9 protein-coding genes are annotated in these 13,536 nt (G+C 61.9%); 3 read left to right on the forward strand and 6 right to left on the reverse strand.

Annotated features, from left to right (window positions below; all coding sequences use genetic code 11):
* Window positions 1-33: 33 nt before the first annotated feature.
* On the reverse strand, window positions 34-447 hold the full coding sequence (locus tag AB5Z09_RS22060) for a hypothetical protein (RefSeq protein WP_108611855.1): 414 nt from the start codon (window positions 445-447) through the stop codon (window positions 34-36).
* A 262-nt stretch (window positions 448-709) separates the two neighbouring features.
* Here AB5Z09_RS22060 and pulA point away from each other — a divergent pair, with 262 nt between their 5' ends.
* Window positions 710-4,744, forward strand: coding sequence for a pullulanase-type alpha-1,6-glucosidase (gene pulA / locus AB5Z09_RS22065; protein ID WP_368196298.1), 4,035 nt, complete (start codon window positions 710-712; stop codon window positions 4,742-4,744).
* A 195-nt stretch (window positions 4,745-4,939) separates the two neighbouring features.
* On the opposite strand, the gene AB5Z09_RS22070 is transcribed toward pulA, so the two are convergent.
* Window positions 4,940-7,393 (reverse strand): zinc/cadmium/mercury/lead-transporting ATPase, encoded by a 2,454-nt coding sequence (locus tag AB5Z09_RS22070; protein ID WP_368196301.1) that lies wholly within the window; start codon window positions 7,391-7,393, stop codon window positions 4,940-4,942.
* A 184-nt stretch (window positions 7,394-7,577) separates the two neighbouring features.
* Between AB5Z09_RS22070 and tpx the strand changes: the two genes are divergently transcribed.
* On the forward strand, window positions 7,578-8,078 hold the full coding sequence (gene tpx / locus AB5Z09_RS22075) for a thiol peroxidase (RefSeq protein ID WP_005341463.1): 501 nt from the start codon (window positions 7,578-7,580) through the stop codon (window positions 8,076-8,078).
* 58 nt (window positions 8,079-8,136) lie between these two features.
* On the opposite strand, the gene AB5Z09_RS22080 is transcribed toward tpx, so the two are convergent.
* Window positions 8,137-8,964 (reverse strand): transporter substrate-binding domain-containing protein, encoded by an 828-nt coding sequence (locus AB5Z09_RS22080; protein ID WP_368196303.1) that lies wholly within the window; start codon window positions 8,962-8,964, stop codon window positions 8,137-8,139.
* A 144-nt stretch (window positions 8,965-9,108) separates the two neighbouring features.
* On the opposite strand from AB5Z09_RS22080, the gene AB5Z09_RS22085 reads away from it, so the two are divergent.
* Window positions 9,109-10,329 carry a DEAD/DEAH box helicase gene (locus AB5Z09_RS22085; RefSeq protein WP_368196304.1) on the forward strand — a complete coding sequence of 407 codons (1,221 nt, stop codon included), beginning with the start codon at window positions 9,109-9,111 and terminating at the stop codon, window positions 10,327-10,329.
* A 2-nt stretch (window positions 10,330-10,331) separates the two neighbouring features.
* Here AB5Z09_RS22085 and AB5Z09_RS22090 read toward each other — a convergent pair whose 3' ends face one another.
* The 3 genes from AB5Z09_RS22090 to AB5Z09_RS22100 form a co-directional block, all read right to left on the reverse strand.
* The gene (locus AB5Z09_RS22090) at window positions 10,332-11,117 is read right to left on the reverse strand and encodes a hypothetical protein (RefSeq protein ID WP_368196306.1); all 786 of its coding nucleotides are present in this window, start codon (window positions 11,115-11,117) and stop codon (window positions 10,332-10,334) included.
* Window positions 11,114-12,430: a sphingomyelin phosphodiesterase gene (locus tag AB5Z09_RS22095; RefSeq protein WP_368196309.1), complete on the reverse strand. Its 1,317-nt coding sequence runs from the start codon at window positions 12,428-12,430 to the stop codon at window positions 11,114-11,116. The genes AB5Z09_RS22090 and AB5Z09_RS22095 overlap by 4 nt, the downstream gene beginning before the upstream one ends.
* 203 nt (window positions 12,431-12,633) lie before the next feature.
* Window positions 12,634-13,464 carry a lysostaphin resistance A-like protein gene (locus AB5Z09_RS22100; RefSeq protein WP_368196311.1) on the reverse strand — a complete coding sequence of 277 codons (831 nt, stop codon included), beginning with the start codon at window positions 13,462-13,464 and terminating at the stop codon, window positions 12,634-12,636.
* Window positions 13,465-13,536: the final 72 nt, after the last annotated feature.

Raw genomic sequence — 13,536 nt, forward strand, 5'->3', positions numbered from 1 at the left:
CCCCCTGGTTTCAGTGCCGTTGGTTCCCTGATGTCAGTGCGGCTGCCCGGTGATCTCATCCTGGGGCTTGTGTTGCCACACAGCGCCGAGCAGCAGCTTGAGCAGCAGTCCGGGCGGGTTGTCCAGCAGCTTGCCGGACTCCAGCAGCAGCTGACCATCGGCGCGAAACCCGAGGCTTGCATCTATGGTGCCATCCTCCGAGACCACCTGGAGCAGGCCATTGAGGGCGGAGCGTTCACCGGGCTGACAGCGCAGCCGCAGTTCGCGGGGTTCCCCCAGCAGGGTGAAGGCGCGGCTCAGCGGGGGCGAGTCTTCATAATCGGGCCAGTTGAAGAAGTGATACTGCTCGGCCAGGGTGCCAGCCTGCTGGCAAAACTGGTCGAACAGCTGCCCGATCGCCTGATACTCCTGATCGAGTCGTCTTGCCTGCTCTTCAATCCGTTTCATTGTTTACTCCTTGTCTATCCACTTGATCAGACATTGCTTTTCTGACCCCGTGACTGCCGTTTTCCAGATATGAGGCCAAATGGCCACGAGGTCTGTGAGCCGGATCGAAGTTTCAGTCTGAAAACGTTATCTTGTTGAAACTGGATGGTTTTTTTGCCTTTCCGCTCACATTTGAATCGATTGCCGCTGATTAATATGGCACCGCCTGGCAATGACCGGGTGCTCGACTATCGAGACTAACTACAGCGGGAATTATAAAAATATGGATATGAAAAAGACCAAAGTGGCGCTGGTAACAGCCTCACTGCTCGCGCTTTTGTCTGGCTGTAATGACAACAGCACATCTACTTCTACACCTGAACCTTCTGATGGACCTGTCGCTCGCTTGCCCAAGATGGATCCCCCCAAGGAGCTGCTGCAAGCAGGCCCCAACGAGGTAGTCATTGCGCTGGTGGATACCCAGTCGGCAGCCAAAGGGGCCAAGGCACCGTTTGACAGCCACAGCCTGCACCTTTGGAACAACGACGCCTGCAAGGCAACGGCTGATAGTGGCCTGAATACCGGGTGGGATGACAAGAGCAAGACACCGGCCACTGCCGACAGCTTTGGTCCGGCCTGGGTTGTTCCGCTCAAAAATGTGGAAGGGTGCATCAACTTTATCGCTCGCAACGGCGATCTGGCCAACCTGACCGGCAGCGATATGAAGGTGATCTTCAGTGAGCACCCGGATCGCACCGTGGCCATCGTCGCGGGCAAGAAAGATCTGTTTGGCAGCCGTGCCGAAGCCTTTACCGCCGCCTTTGGCGTGGCGGGGGCCAGCGCTCATTTGATCGATGGCAATACCCTGATTTGGCAAGGGGGCAAAGACAAGCCCCATGTTCGCCTCTATTACACCGACTCGGGCACCATCAAGGCCAATGCCGATGGGGTGTTCGATTTCCCCTATATCAGCCTGACCGCGACCAGCCTGACTGCCGAGCAGCAGGCCAAATATCCGCACCTCAAGGATGCGGCCGCCTTTGCCCTGCCTGCCGGGAAAGATCTCAAGCCCCTGCTCAAGGGGGAACTGGTGGCTATCGGCACCGATGCCGACGGTATCCTGCAGGGGGCGACCCTGGTGCAGAGCGCCGGCGCCCTCGATGCGCTCTATGCTCCCGAGGCGACCAAGCTGAGCTATGGCGCCGTGGTAGAGGGCAACCGGGTGACCTTCCGCCTCTGGGCGCCGACCGCCAAGTCGGTCAAGCTGGCCCTCTACAACGCCAGCCACCAGAAGAGTGGTGAAGTGGCCATGACTTTCGACAGCGCCAGCGGCAGCTGGAGTTACGAAGGGGGCAGCGAGCTGATCGGCCAGTTCTACCGCTACGACATGGAGGTCTACCACCCGCTGAGCCGCAAGGTCGAGCGCTACGAGGTGACCGATCCCTACTCCTTGAGCCTCGCGATGAACTCCGAGTTCAGTCAGGTAGTGGATCTCGACGATCCGGCCCTGAAACCGGAAGGATGGGACAGCCTCAAGGCGCCCCACAGCCAGCAGAACCCCGCCGACATCACTATTTATGAGGCCCATGTTCGTGACCTGACCGGTAACGATGCCTCCACCGATGAAGAGAAGCGCGGCAAGTTTGTCGGCCTGACCCAGCCCGACTCTGTACCGGTCAACCATCTGAAAGCGCTGGCAAAGAGCGGCGTCAGCCACCTGCACCTGCTGCCGGTGTTCGATATCGCCACCGTCAACGAGGACCCGGCCAAGGTGGCCAATCTCGGCGATGACTTCAGCAAGCTCTGTCAGGTCAATCCGGATGTGAAAACATCCAAATTTGGCGGCTATTGCGGTGGCGGTCAGACCGTGGGAGATGTGCTGGCCGACCTGCAAGGGGGCGACAGCAAGGATAATCCGCAGGTGCAGGAGCTCTCCGGCTATCTACGCGGCGTCGACTCCTTCAACTGGGGTTATGATCCCTACCACTACACCACGCCGGAAGGCTCCTACGCCACCAACGCCGAGGGCACCAAACGTATTCTGGAGTTCCGCGAGATGGTCAAGGCCATCAAGCAGAACATCGGCATGAACGTGGTGATGGATGTGGTCTACAACCATACCAACGAATCCGGGCTCGGCCCCAAGTCGGTGCTCGACAAGATCGTGCCCTGGTACTATCAGCGCCTCAATCCGGAGACCGGCTCGGTGGAGAACTCCACCTGCTGCTCCAACACGGCGCCGGAACACGCCATGTTCGCCAAGCTGATGGATGACTCTCTGGTCACCTGGGCGCGCGACTACAAGATCGACGCCTTCCGCTTCGACCTGATGGGCCACCATCCGAAAGATCAGATGGTGCAGGCGCTGGCCGCGGTGAAGAAGGTCAATCCCGAGATGTACTTCTACGGCGAGGGGTGGAACTTCGGCGAAGTGCAGGATGACAAGCGCTTCGTGCAGGCTACCCAGAAGCATCTGGGCGGTACCGGTATCGGCTCCTTCTCCGACCGCTTGCGCGATGCAGTGCGCGGCGGCAGTCCGTTCGACGGTGGTGATACCATTCGCAAGACCCAGGGCTTTGGCAACGGTGCCTTCGTCGATCCTAACGAAATGAGCAAGGTGGATCTGGCTACGGCCTTGCACCAGTCCGATCTGGTGCGGCTCGGCATGGCGGGCAACCTCAAGGAGTTCGTGCTGACCGACAAGGATGGCATGCCAAAGAAAGGCGCCGAGATCGACTATAACGGTCAGCCTGCCGGTTATGCCCAGGATCCGGTGGAAGTGCAGAACTATGTCGACAAGCACGACAACCAGACCCTGTTCGACAACCTGATCTACAAGGCACCTGCCGGAGCCGATCTGGTACGGATGCAGGGAGTATCGCTGGCGACCGCCATGCTGGGTCAGGGCATTCCCTTCACCCACGCCGGTGTCGAGCTGCTGCGTTCCAAATCCATGGAGCGGGACAGTTATGACTCGGGCGACTGGTACAACAAGGTCGACTACACCCTGGGCGACAACAACTTCGACAAGGGGTTGCCGCGCAAGGACAAGGATGGCGACAACTATCCACTGATTGAGCAGGTGCTCGGCAAGCATGCCAAGCCGGGCTCGGCCGAGATGGCGCAGATGGTGAGCTTCTATCAGGAGCTGGCGGAGCTGCGCAACTCCTCCCGCCTGCTGCGTCTGGGCAGCGGCGCCGAGGTGATCAAGCGGGTCGACTTCCGCAATACCGGCCCGGATCAGGTGCCCGGCCTTATCGTCATGACGGTGGATGATGGCGTCAGTGCCGGGGCGGATCTGGATCCGGCCATCGACGGTCTGGTGGTGATGATCAACGCCAGCAACCAGAGCCAGAGCATCGGCGACTTCCGTGATGGCAACGATCAGCCCATCGATCTGAGCGGTATGGTGCTTAGCAGCAAGCATCGCGCAGTCGACAGCATCGCCAGCGGCGCCGCCTATGATAACGGCCAGCTGACGCTGGGGGCCTGGTCTGCCGCCGTGTTCGTCAAGCCGCAGTCTGGTGCACAGGGCGCGGGCCTGCCGGTCAGCAAGAAGACCGACCTGAGCACCCTGCCACCGTTTGGCAACACCGCCGTTTATCTGAAGGGCTTCTTGGACCCCAGTTTTGTCGACAAGAATCCGCTGACATTTACCAGTAACTTCATGTACGAGTTCAGCGCAGAAGTGACGGCGGAGCAGCTTGGTAACACCAAATTGAAGGTGGCGGACTCTGGCTGGAGCATTAACTACGGCAGTTGCAACGCTGGTGACAAGCTGGTGGTCGGCACTCCGCTGACCCTTTGCAAGGGTGGGGATACCGGCAACATCGGGCTCGATCTGGCCAAGGCGGGCAGCTACAAGTTCGTGTTTACCGCCATGAACAAGGACAAGCCCACCCTGAGCGTCAGCTTCACCGAGCCGGTGCAGAGCTGCAAGGTACTGGACACGATGGCGGGCAATCCGCTCGGCTACAACCTGTTCGTCAAGGGTGAGCTCTCCGGCTGGGCCGCTCAGCCCCAGTACCAGTTGAGCTACAAGGGAATGGACGGCGATCTCGCCATCTATCAGGCAGCCTTCAACTACACAGGCAGCACCGAGTTCAAGGTCGCCAACGAGGACTGGAGCAAGGAGTACCTGCTCAACGGTGGCGGCGCGGTGAACGCTGAAACCGGCTATTCGTTCGCCTTCTCCAAGGGTGGCAGTGCCAATAACAGCATCACCCTGCCGCAGGGGCTGTGGAGTGTGCTGGTGAAGGTTGACCCGGCTGGCGTCAAGGCGGGTACTGCCGTCATTCAGGAGTGCAGCGTCAAGTAAGCAAGCCATTGAGTCCGGGGGATGGCTCGGCGCCCCTGGGTTGAATTCCACCTCGCCAAGGGTGGGATAACTCCGAGAGAGTAAGCAAAGCGCGACTGCCGACCGGCAGGCGCGCTTTTTCTTTTACGGGGAGCCGTGAGAAAAATGAGAGGAAAATGAAAAGCCGTCCCGGTTGGGGGACGGCTTTTGGCTGGCTTAGCGCTTGCGCAGCAGTCGCAAGGCGTTGGCGGTCACCAGCGCGGTGGCGCCGGTATCGGCCAGCACCGCAATCCACAGGCCGGTGATGCCGAGCAGGCTGGTGACCAGAAAGATGGCCTTCAGCCCCAGCGCCAGCGCAATATTCTGGTGAATATTGGCCAGTGCCGCCCGCGACAACCGGATCATCGCGGCGATGCCACCGAGCTGGTTGTGGGTCAGCGCCGCATCGGCGGTCTCCAGCGCCACATCGGTGCCGCCCCCCATGGCGATGCCGATACTGGCCCGCTTCATGGCGGGGGCATCGTTGATGCCATCGCCGATCATGGCAACCTTCCGGGTGCTGGCCAGCTTGGCGATCTCTTCTACCTTGTTCTCCGGCAGCAGACCGGCACGCCAGCCCATGCCCAGCTCGGTGGCGATCGCCTCGGCGGCACGGGGGTTATCCCCGGTTAACATGATGCTGTTGAGCCCGAGTCGGTTGAGCTCTTGCAGCGCGGCCGCCGCCTCCGGCCGGATCTGATCCCGCAGCGCCAGCAGGGCGACCGGCAGCGCCTTGTCGCCGCTGCTCTGGGAGAGCACCACGACGGTCTTGCCCTGCTGCTCCAGCGAAGCAATCCGGGTTTGCTGTTCCATATTCAGGGCCGCCACCCGGCTCGGTGCCAGCAGTTGCCACAGTTCACCGTTGATGCGTCCCTCAACGCCCATGCCCGGCAGGGCGCGCAAGTCGCGAGCCTCCGCCAGCGTCAGCCCCTGTTCAGTCGCGTTGGCTACCACGGCGCGGGCCAGCGGGTGGTGGGAGCCCTGCTCGATGGCAGCCGCCAGTGCCAGCAACTCGGTCTCCGGTTGGCCATTGAGGCTCACCAGTTCGGTCAGTTGCGGTTTGCCCAGGGTCAGAGTGCCGGTCTTGTCAAAGGCGACAGTGTCGATATGGGCCAATCGCTCCAGCGCGGCCCCGCCCTTGATTAGCGCCCCCTGACGGGTGGCGGCGGCCAGCGCCGAGGTAACCGCTGCCGGGGTGGAGATGACCAGCGCGCAGGGGCAGCCGATGAGCAGCAGCGCCAGCCCGCGATAGATCCACTCGTCCCAGCTCTGGCCGAAGGCAAGGGGCGGCACCAGCACCACCAGCAGGGCGATCAGCATCATGGCCGGGGTGTACCAGCGGCTGAAGCGGTCGATAAAGCGCTCGATGGGTGCGCGCTGGCTTTCGGCCTCCTCGATGAGGTGCAGAATGCGGTCGATGGCGTTGTTGCCGGGCTCGGAGACGACTTCAAGGCGCAGTACCCGATCGGCAGCCAGACTGCCGGCCGGCACCTTGTCACCCTGATGGCGCTCCACCGGAATGGATTCACCGGTCAGGGCGCTCTCGTCAAACGCACCGAGCTCATCGAGCAGGCGGGCGTCGGCAGGCAAGCGGGCACCCGGGGCGATTTCGATAATATCGCCGGGACGCAGCGCATCGGCAGCTACCTCTTCCCGCACCTCGCCCTCGGCAGTGGTACGGATCCGCAGCGCCTTGTCAGGCACCAGCGCCATCAGGGCGGTCACCCCGGCCCGGGCGCGTCCGGCGGCGTAGGCCTCCAGATGCTCACCCAGCATAAAGAGCAGCAGCACCATGGCCGCTTCGGCGGTTTCGCCGAGGAACAGGGCCCCTAGGGCGGCGACCGTCATCAGGGTCTCGATGGCGAAAGGGGAGCCGCTTTTGGTCAGTGCCCACGCCTTGCGGGAGATAGGCCACAGCCCCCAGAGGGTCGCCAGGGTAAAGAGCGGCTGACCGAACTCGCTCGGCAGCAGGGCGGCGACCAGCATCAGACTGGCCAGTGACAGGGGCTGCCAATATTTGCCCAGAAAGTTACCGAATAGATTGCCCTGCAGGGGCTGTTGTGACGCTTGCTTGCGGCCAGCTGCCTGCTTGTCAGCGCTTTCCCCCTTGAGCTGGAAACCAGCGGCCAGCACGGCGGCGGTGACGGGATCGGGGGAGAGGCCGGGGGCCAGATCCACCACCAGCTTCTCGGTGGCAAACAACACGCGCGCCTGTTGCACGCCGCTCACCCGGCTGACGGCGGTCTCGATCTTGCGGGCGCAGCTGGGGCAATCCATCCCCAACACCTGCCAGCTGTGGCGGCTGTTGCCTTGTACCGGTGCAACCAGCGGGTCGGCAGGGGGCATATCGTGCTCATGCTCATGCTCATGTTTATGATCGTGAGCTGGCGATAAGGGGGTGCTGCAGCACGCTTGATCGTGACAGCCCCCTCGGGGAGGCTCTTCATCCCCGGGGGATTCATTGCCGTCACGGGACGTGTGCTCATGAGGCGTCGGGGTTGAACAGCAACTGACGGGCGTGGTGTTGTCGCAGCAGTGGCTATCGTGGTGATGCTCACTCTGGCCGGGGGCCGCCTTGCTGACGGCTTTGATGGGGGCGGCGTGCTGATGATTGCAGCAGGATTTGCTCATGATGAGTCCCTCTTGATGGATCCCGCCCCTGCGAGATCCCTGATTACCGAGGAGGAGTCTAAACCTTGGTGTTAAGTCCAAGGTCAACCCCTTTATATCCCTTGTCTTCGCGGGTGTTTGTCTGGTCCCGCCGCCCCTATACTGATCACCCGGATTTTTACTACACCAATAAAGGACATAACACATGAGCAACTCAGTCACTCTGCAAGGCAACCCGGTCTCTGTCGCTGGTCACTTCCCGGTCGCCGGTGAGCAGGCCAAGCCCTTCTCCCTGGTGGCCAAGGATCTCTCCGACGTGACCCTGGCAAGCTTTGCCGGTCAGCGCAAAATCCTGAACATCTTCCCGAGCGTCGATACCCCGACCTGCGCGACCTCTGTGCGCAAGTTCAACGAGCAGGCCAGCGCGCTGGAGAACACAGTGGTGCTGTGCATCTCCGCCGATCTGCCGTTCGCCCAGTCCCGCTTCTGTGGCGCTGAAGGGCTGGACAAGGTAGTGACCCTCTCCACCCTGCGCGGTGCGGCCTTCATGGAAGATTACGGTGTGGCCTTCTCTTCCGGTCCGCTGGTAGGTCTGACCGCTCGCGCCATCGTGGTGCTGGATGGTGACAACAAGGTGCTGCACAGCGAGCTGGTCGCCGAAGTGGCCGACGAGCCGAACTACGCTGCGGCGCTGGCCGTGCTGTAAGGCTGCAAGCCATAAAAAATCCCGCTTCGGCGGGATTTTTTATGCGGGAATTGTCCGTTCAGGGCGTAGCGGGCGGGGTGGTCGCCGGTTCAGCCTTGGCGGTTGGGGAGGGTTGCCACTCCACATAGGGGCGGTGGATCTTCTCGTAGATCTCGGCCAGTTTGCCGGTGGCAGCCAGCTGAACGATGGCTTGCCGGAGAAATTCGTCCATCTCATCACCTGCAGCCCCTTTCTGGATGATGAAGACATCCTCGAAATCTCCGAAAAATTCTCGCCTGATATTGGTCAGCCCCAGCTGCTTGAGCATCAGGTCGGCCTCCTCTTGCGCCCAGACAAAGGCGTCGATACGGCCGCGTGAGAGCTTGCGCAGTGACTGCTCGATACTCATCGAGCGCTGCACCGGGAAGGGCATATAGTCGGGTACGGCCTCGATCAGCAGATCCCGTTTGGTGGGCACTATGCCATAGGCCATATCCGTGGTGACCGGATTGGCGGTATTGCTGTAAATCACATGGGCAACCTTGCCAAAACTGCGGGTGCTGAAGCGATAAGCCAGCATATCGATATCCCTGAGGTTGCGGATGGCGGGTAGCCCCAGATCAGCTTTGCCGGAGATCACCCCAGCCATGGCACGGGCGATGGGGTAGATAGTGATCTTGATGGTTACATCGGGGTAGAGATCATCGATGGCGTGTACCAGGTCGACAAAGGGGCCTGTCTTGTCGGCATTGATCAGCCCTGGCAGCTCGCCAAGGTGGGCATTGAGGATGCGCACCTGTTTCGGCGGCTCGGGGGTGGCGTCGTTTTCCGGAGTCTGCGACAGGCCGAGAGTCGCGCTGCCGAGCAGGGTGACCACGAGCAGCAGAAGGGGGATGTGTCTGGTCATGGCGAGTTTCTCTTGGTGATGGGTCAGCTAAAGTGTAGTCATCCGGTCGCCAGCGCCCCTCGGCCAGGCCATCATGGATAGGGTTTTACTTCTCGGCCCCCGCTCACTAGACTTCGCCTCCCACTTCTTTGTTGACGTAGCGCCATGACCTTTAGCGAACTTGCCCTCCATCCCGCTCTGCTTGCCTCTTTGCCCGCCACCTTGCAGACGCCGACCCGCATCCAGCAGCTGGCCATTCCGGCGGCGCTGGCGGGGCAGGATCTGCTGGCGCTGGCCCAGACCGGCAGCGGCAAGACGCTGGCGTTTGGCTTGCCGCTGCTGCAACGGCTGGATCCTGCCTCCAGCCAGGTGCAGGGTCTGGTGCTGGTGCCAACTCGCGAGCTGGCGATTCAGGTCACTGTTGCGCTTAAAGAGGGCGCCGAGGCGCTGGGGCTGCGCATCGTGACGTTGTGTGGGGGCGTTGCGCAGGAGCGGCAACAGGCCGAGCTGGCGCTGGGGCCACAGCTGCTGGTGGCGACGCCGGGGCGGCTGCGGGATCTGCTGACCCAACAGTTGCTGGGGCTGGATGGTTTGCAACTACTGGTGCTGGATGAGGCGGACCGCCTGCTGGAGATGGGCTTTGCTCCCGACATCAAGGCACTGCTCGGCTTTATTCCGGCGGATCGCCAGACCCTGCTCTTCTCCGCCACCTTGCCTGCCGAGCTGGAGGCGCTGGCCAACGGCCTGCTGCGCGAGCCTACCCGTATCGAGGCCAACCCCCTCAACAGCGTGGCGAACGAGATCGAAGAGCGGCTCTATCTGGTCAACAAGAGCAGCAAGGTCCCGGCGCTCATCAGCTTGCTCAAGGAGCAGGCGTGGCCGCAGGTGCTGGTCTTTATCAGTGCGCGGGATGATGCCGACGGGGTGGCCAGAAAGCTGGCCAAGGCGGGCATTGCGGTGGCCGCCCTCCATGGCGAGAAGGAGCAGGCGGTGCGCGAGCAGGCGCTCGGCGATTTCAAAGAGGGCAAAATTCGGGTGCTGGTGGCCACCGACCTGATGGCGCGCGGCATCCATGTGGAGGCGCTGCCGGTGGTGATAAATCTGGACTTACCCGCCAGCGCCCCTGTCTATGTACACCGCATCGGTCGTACCGCCCGGGCTGGCCGCGAGGGGCTGGCCATCTCGCTGGTTTGTCATGGCGAGAGTGACATGCTGCAAGCCATTCGCACCCTGACCGGCCGCGAGCTGCCGTTGGGCGATCTGGCTGGATTCCCGGTTACCGACCAGCCTGCCAGCGGGGAGGGCAAGCGCCCCCCTCGTGACAAGCAGGCCAATCGCCGTACTCAGGCCAAACGCAGCGTCAAGCAGTTCAAGGGCAAGCGCTGACCTCAGGGTTTGCCTTGCTCCCGCGCGAAGAGGTCACGACGCCACTGGCTCAACACCTCCTCCTTGTGTTGTTGCCACAGCGCAGGATCCATCTGCTGTTGGCTGATCGCCAGTTGCTGCTCCAGCTCGGCCAGCTCTCGCTGGTAGCGGCTGCGTTGATCGAGCTGCTGCTGGCGCGCCTCGGCAAACGCCAGCGTGGCTTCGACTTTCTCTGCGGGCAGGAAGTGATGGGCCAGGGTGGCCAGCTCCTCATCTCCCCACAGCTGACGAGCTTGCTGCAGGCGGGCATCCGGGTTGAACAGATCCATCGCCAGATCCGGATGATCCGCCGCCCACCGATCCTGCAAGTGGCTGAGGGTGTCCAGCCGCTCGGCCAGCGGCAACTGCTCGCTCTCCTGCGCCAGCTGATCCAGCGCCAGGGCATAGCGCCCTTGTAACAGGATCAGGCTTTCCCCCTCGCTCAGCCACCCGGCCTCTGTTGCTTCCAGATTGCTCACACGCTGCGCCAGCGGCAACTCGTTGTCGCTGATCTCGCTGGCAAGCTGGTTGATCAGTTCATCCGGCATCGCCTGCCAGCTGCTGGGCACTTCTTTGCTTTTGCCATCCATCCCCTCAGCTTTTGGTATGCGGGGAGGCGGGCTCCCCGGTTCTGCTGGCAACTGCACATCGGCCGGAGAGGGCGTCTCCGACCGTTCTGGCGATATCGGGGACTGCTCTTCCTGCCAGCCCAGATTCACCAGCAAAAGGGTCAGGGTAGCCAACGCCAGTATCCCGTAACGGCGAGTCATCGGCTGATCTCTCCCTTGACCGGGAAGTGGTCTGAGAGGTTGCTGGCGGGCCAGAGGCTGCCATCGCTGCTGCGGGGGATCCAGACCGTGTTGAGGTTGTGGCTGGCGCTGCCGTACTCCCGACTCACTACCAGATAGTCCAGATACTCGACGTTGGCGCCACCGGAGAGCGGGCCACCGGCATAGGGGTTGATCCTGGGATCGAAGGTGGCTTCGGTATAGCCGCCATAGGTGGGTTCATGGGCGTTCAGATTGGCCAGCATGTTGGCGTAGTCATCGGCAAACTTGCGTTTGTTGACGTTGAAGTCGCCGCCGTAGATGACGGTGTCCGTGGCTGGGATCTTGAGGCTGGCTGCCAGAGAGCGGATCTGACCAAACTGGATCTGGCGCAGCTTGCGGGCCTCGTCGGTGTCGAAGCTGGCGGTGTGGGTGGCGAACAGGTGCCACGCCTTGCCCCCCTTGATCACCTCGGCGTACATCACCCCCTTGTCGGCGAAGCAGTCAGTGCCGGTGCATTGGGGATATACCAGCTGGGCCTCCCGCACTATGGGATAGCGGCTGACGATCACCACGCCGCCGTCATGAATGTTGACCCCGGGCTTGTCGAGTACCTTGGTCTGGTAGGGGTACTCTTTCGCCAGCGCCTGTAAAAAGCCCTCGCGGCGGCCATCGAATACCTCTTGCAGCAGCAGGGCGTCATAGCCCTTGAGATAATCAGGCAGTAGGGTCAACCGCTCGCCGATGCTGGAGGCGATCACCGGCAGCGCCCAGACGTTGTAGCTGGCCACCTTGAGCCTGTTTTCTGCCGGTTCCGGTTGCTCCCGTTTTTGGGGGGGCGTGATCATATAGTGCAGATCGTCGTAGCGGCCGGTGAACTTGGCGGCAAAGGCCAGCTCTTGTGGCCCGGCAACGCGGTGGATCGCCCGATCGTTTTGCCAGCCGGATGCGCTGGTCGGCGTCTCGCCACCGTGCTGCAAGGTGGTGTTCCACCAGGTTCCCTCCATCAGCTGGTTGAGCCGATAGACGTCGCCACCTGCTGTGGTCACGCGGGTTTCGAACAGATAGCTCTTGCCCGCCTTGACCCCCTCATAGCGATTGAAGCTGAGTACCATGGCGCTCTCCCACGGGCCCAGCTCGGTGCGGTGCTGGCTCCACTGACTGCCGGGTTGCAACTGGCCGCTGCCGCTTTGGCGGATGTCGATCTGGAGCGGTTCAGGGCTGTTGTTGGTGAGGTAGACATCGGTATCGGCCAGTGCCAGTTGCGGGAACTGGCTGACCAGCAGCAGGGCGGCATAACTGAGGGTTTTCTGCATCACAGGATCCTTTTGGTTGCAGGGCAATGGAAAGTGACTGTTATGGCGAATGCAGAGGTCAGTTTGTTTACATTTTGGTTACAAGTAAATGAATTGGTTTTGTTTGGAGCTTTGTGGAAGTGTAAAGCGAGCGAGGCAGCACGCTTAAAGAGAGAGGGAAGAGCGAGGGAAGGCGCCCGTGTCGGGCGCCTTCACTTCAGGAGTTAGCGGTGGGCCAGCGGGTAGGTGAAGAGCGCCAGATGGGCGAAGTTGAAGGCGAAGTGGATCAGGATGGCCACGGAGAGTCGCCCGCTGAGCTGGAATGCCAAGCCGTAGCAGCAGCCTGCCAGGGTCGCAAACAGCGCCAGCAGCGGGCCACCGGGCAGGTGGATGGCTCCGAACAGTAGCGCAGCCACGACGATGCCAATCCAGGGGCGGTAACGTTCGGTCAGCCCCTGCTGGATCGCGCCACGAAACAGCGCCTCTTCCGCCACGCAGGTGAACAGCAGATTGTTGAGTGCAAACAGCCACCACCAGTGGGGCAGACCCACTTCCGGTTTCAGTGCTCCCAATTGCCAGGCGATGACCAGCAGGGTACCCAGCGGCAGCAGTAACAGGGCCAGCGGGCGCCAGCGGATTGCGCCCCCCTTGCCCAGCAGCATCGGGCAGGCCAGCAGCAAGCCAAAGAGCAGCAGCGGTTTGTCGAGGTTCAGATACATGTTGAACGGCACGCTGGCGGGGCCTGCCAGCGCCTGATCCAGCACCTTGAGATTGTTGAAGCCGGGGATGAGGTGCAGGGTCAGCGCAATCGCCCAGAGGATCAGCACCACTCTGGCCGCTATCGCCCAGCGGGCGGGGAGGGTTGGCGTACGCCACGCCAGCAGTAATCCTGCGACCGAGATCAGCAGGGCGGGTAGCGTCATTCGGTCAAGCCACAGTGCCAGCAGCAGGGAGAGTCCCAGCAGGGCAAAGGCGGGAAGACGCTGGCGGAAGAGGGCAAGCAGCACGGCCAGTGCCAGCGCGCCCCAGATAAATGAGTCGGGAAGGGGTAGCATTGGATCTCCTTGATCGAGGCAGGCGGCAACCTTAACAAGTGGGCGTTAGCAGGACAACCGCGCAGGAGGTGG

Source organism: Aeromonas sp. R2-2 (assembly GCF_040908355.1).
In the GTDB taxonomy this organism is placed as follows: Bacteria; Pseudomonadota; Gammaproteobacteria; order Enterobacterales; family Aeromonadaceae; genus Aeromonas; species Aeromonas veronii.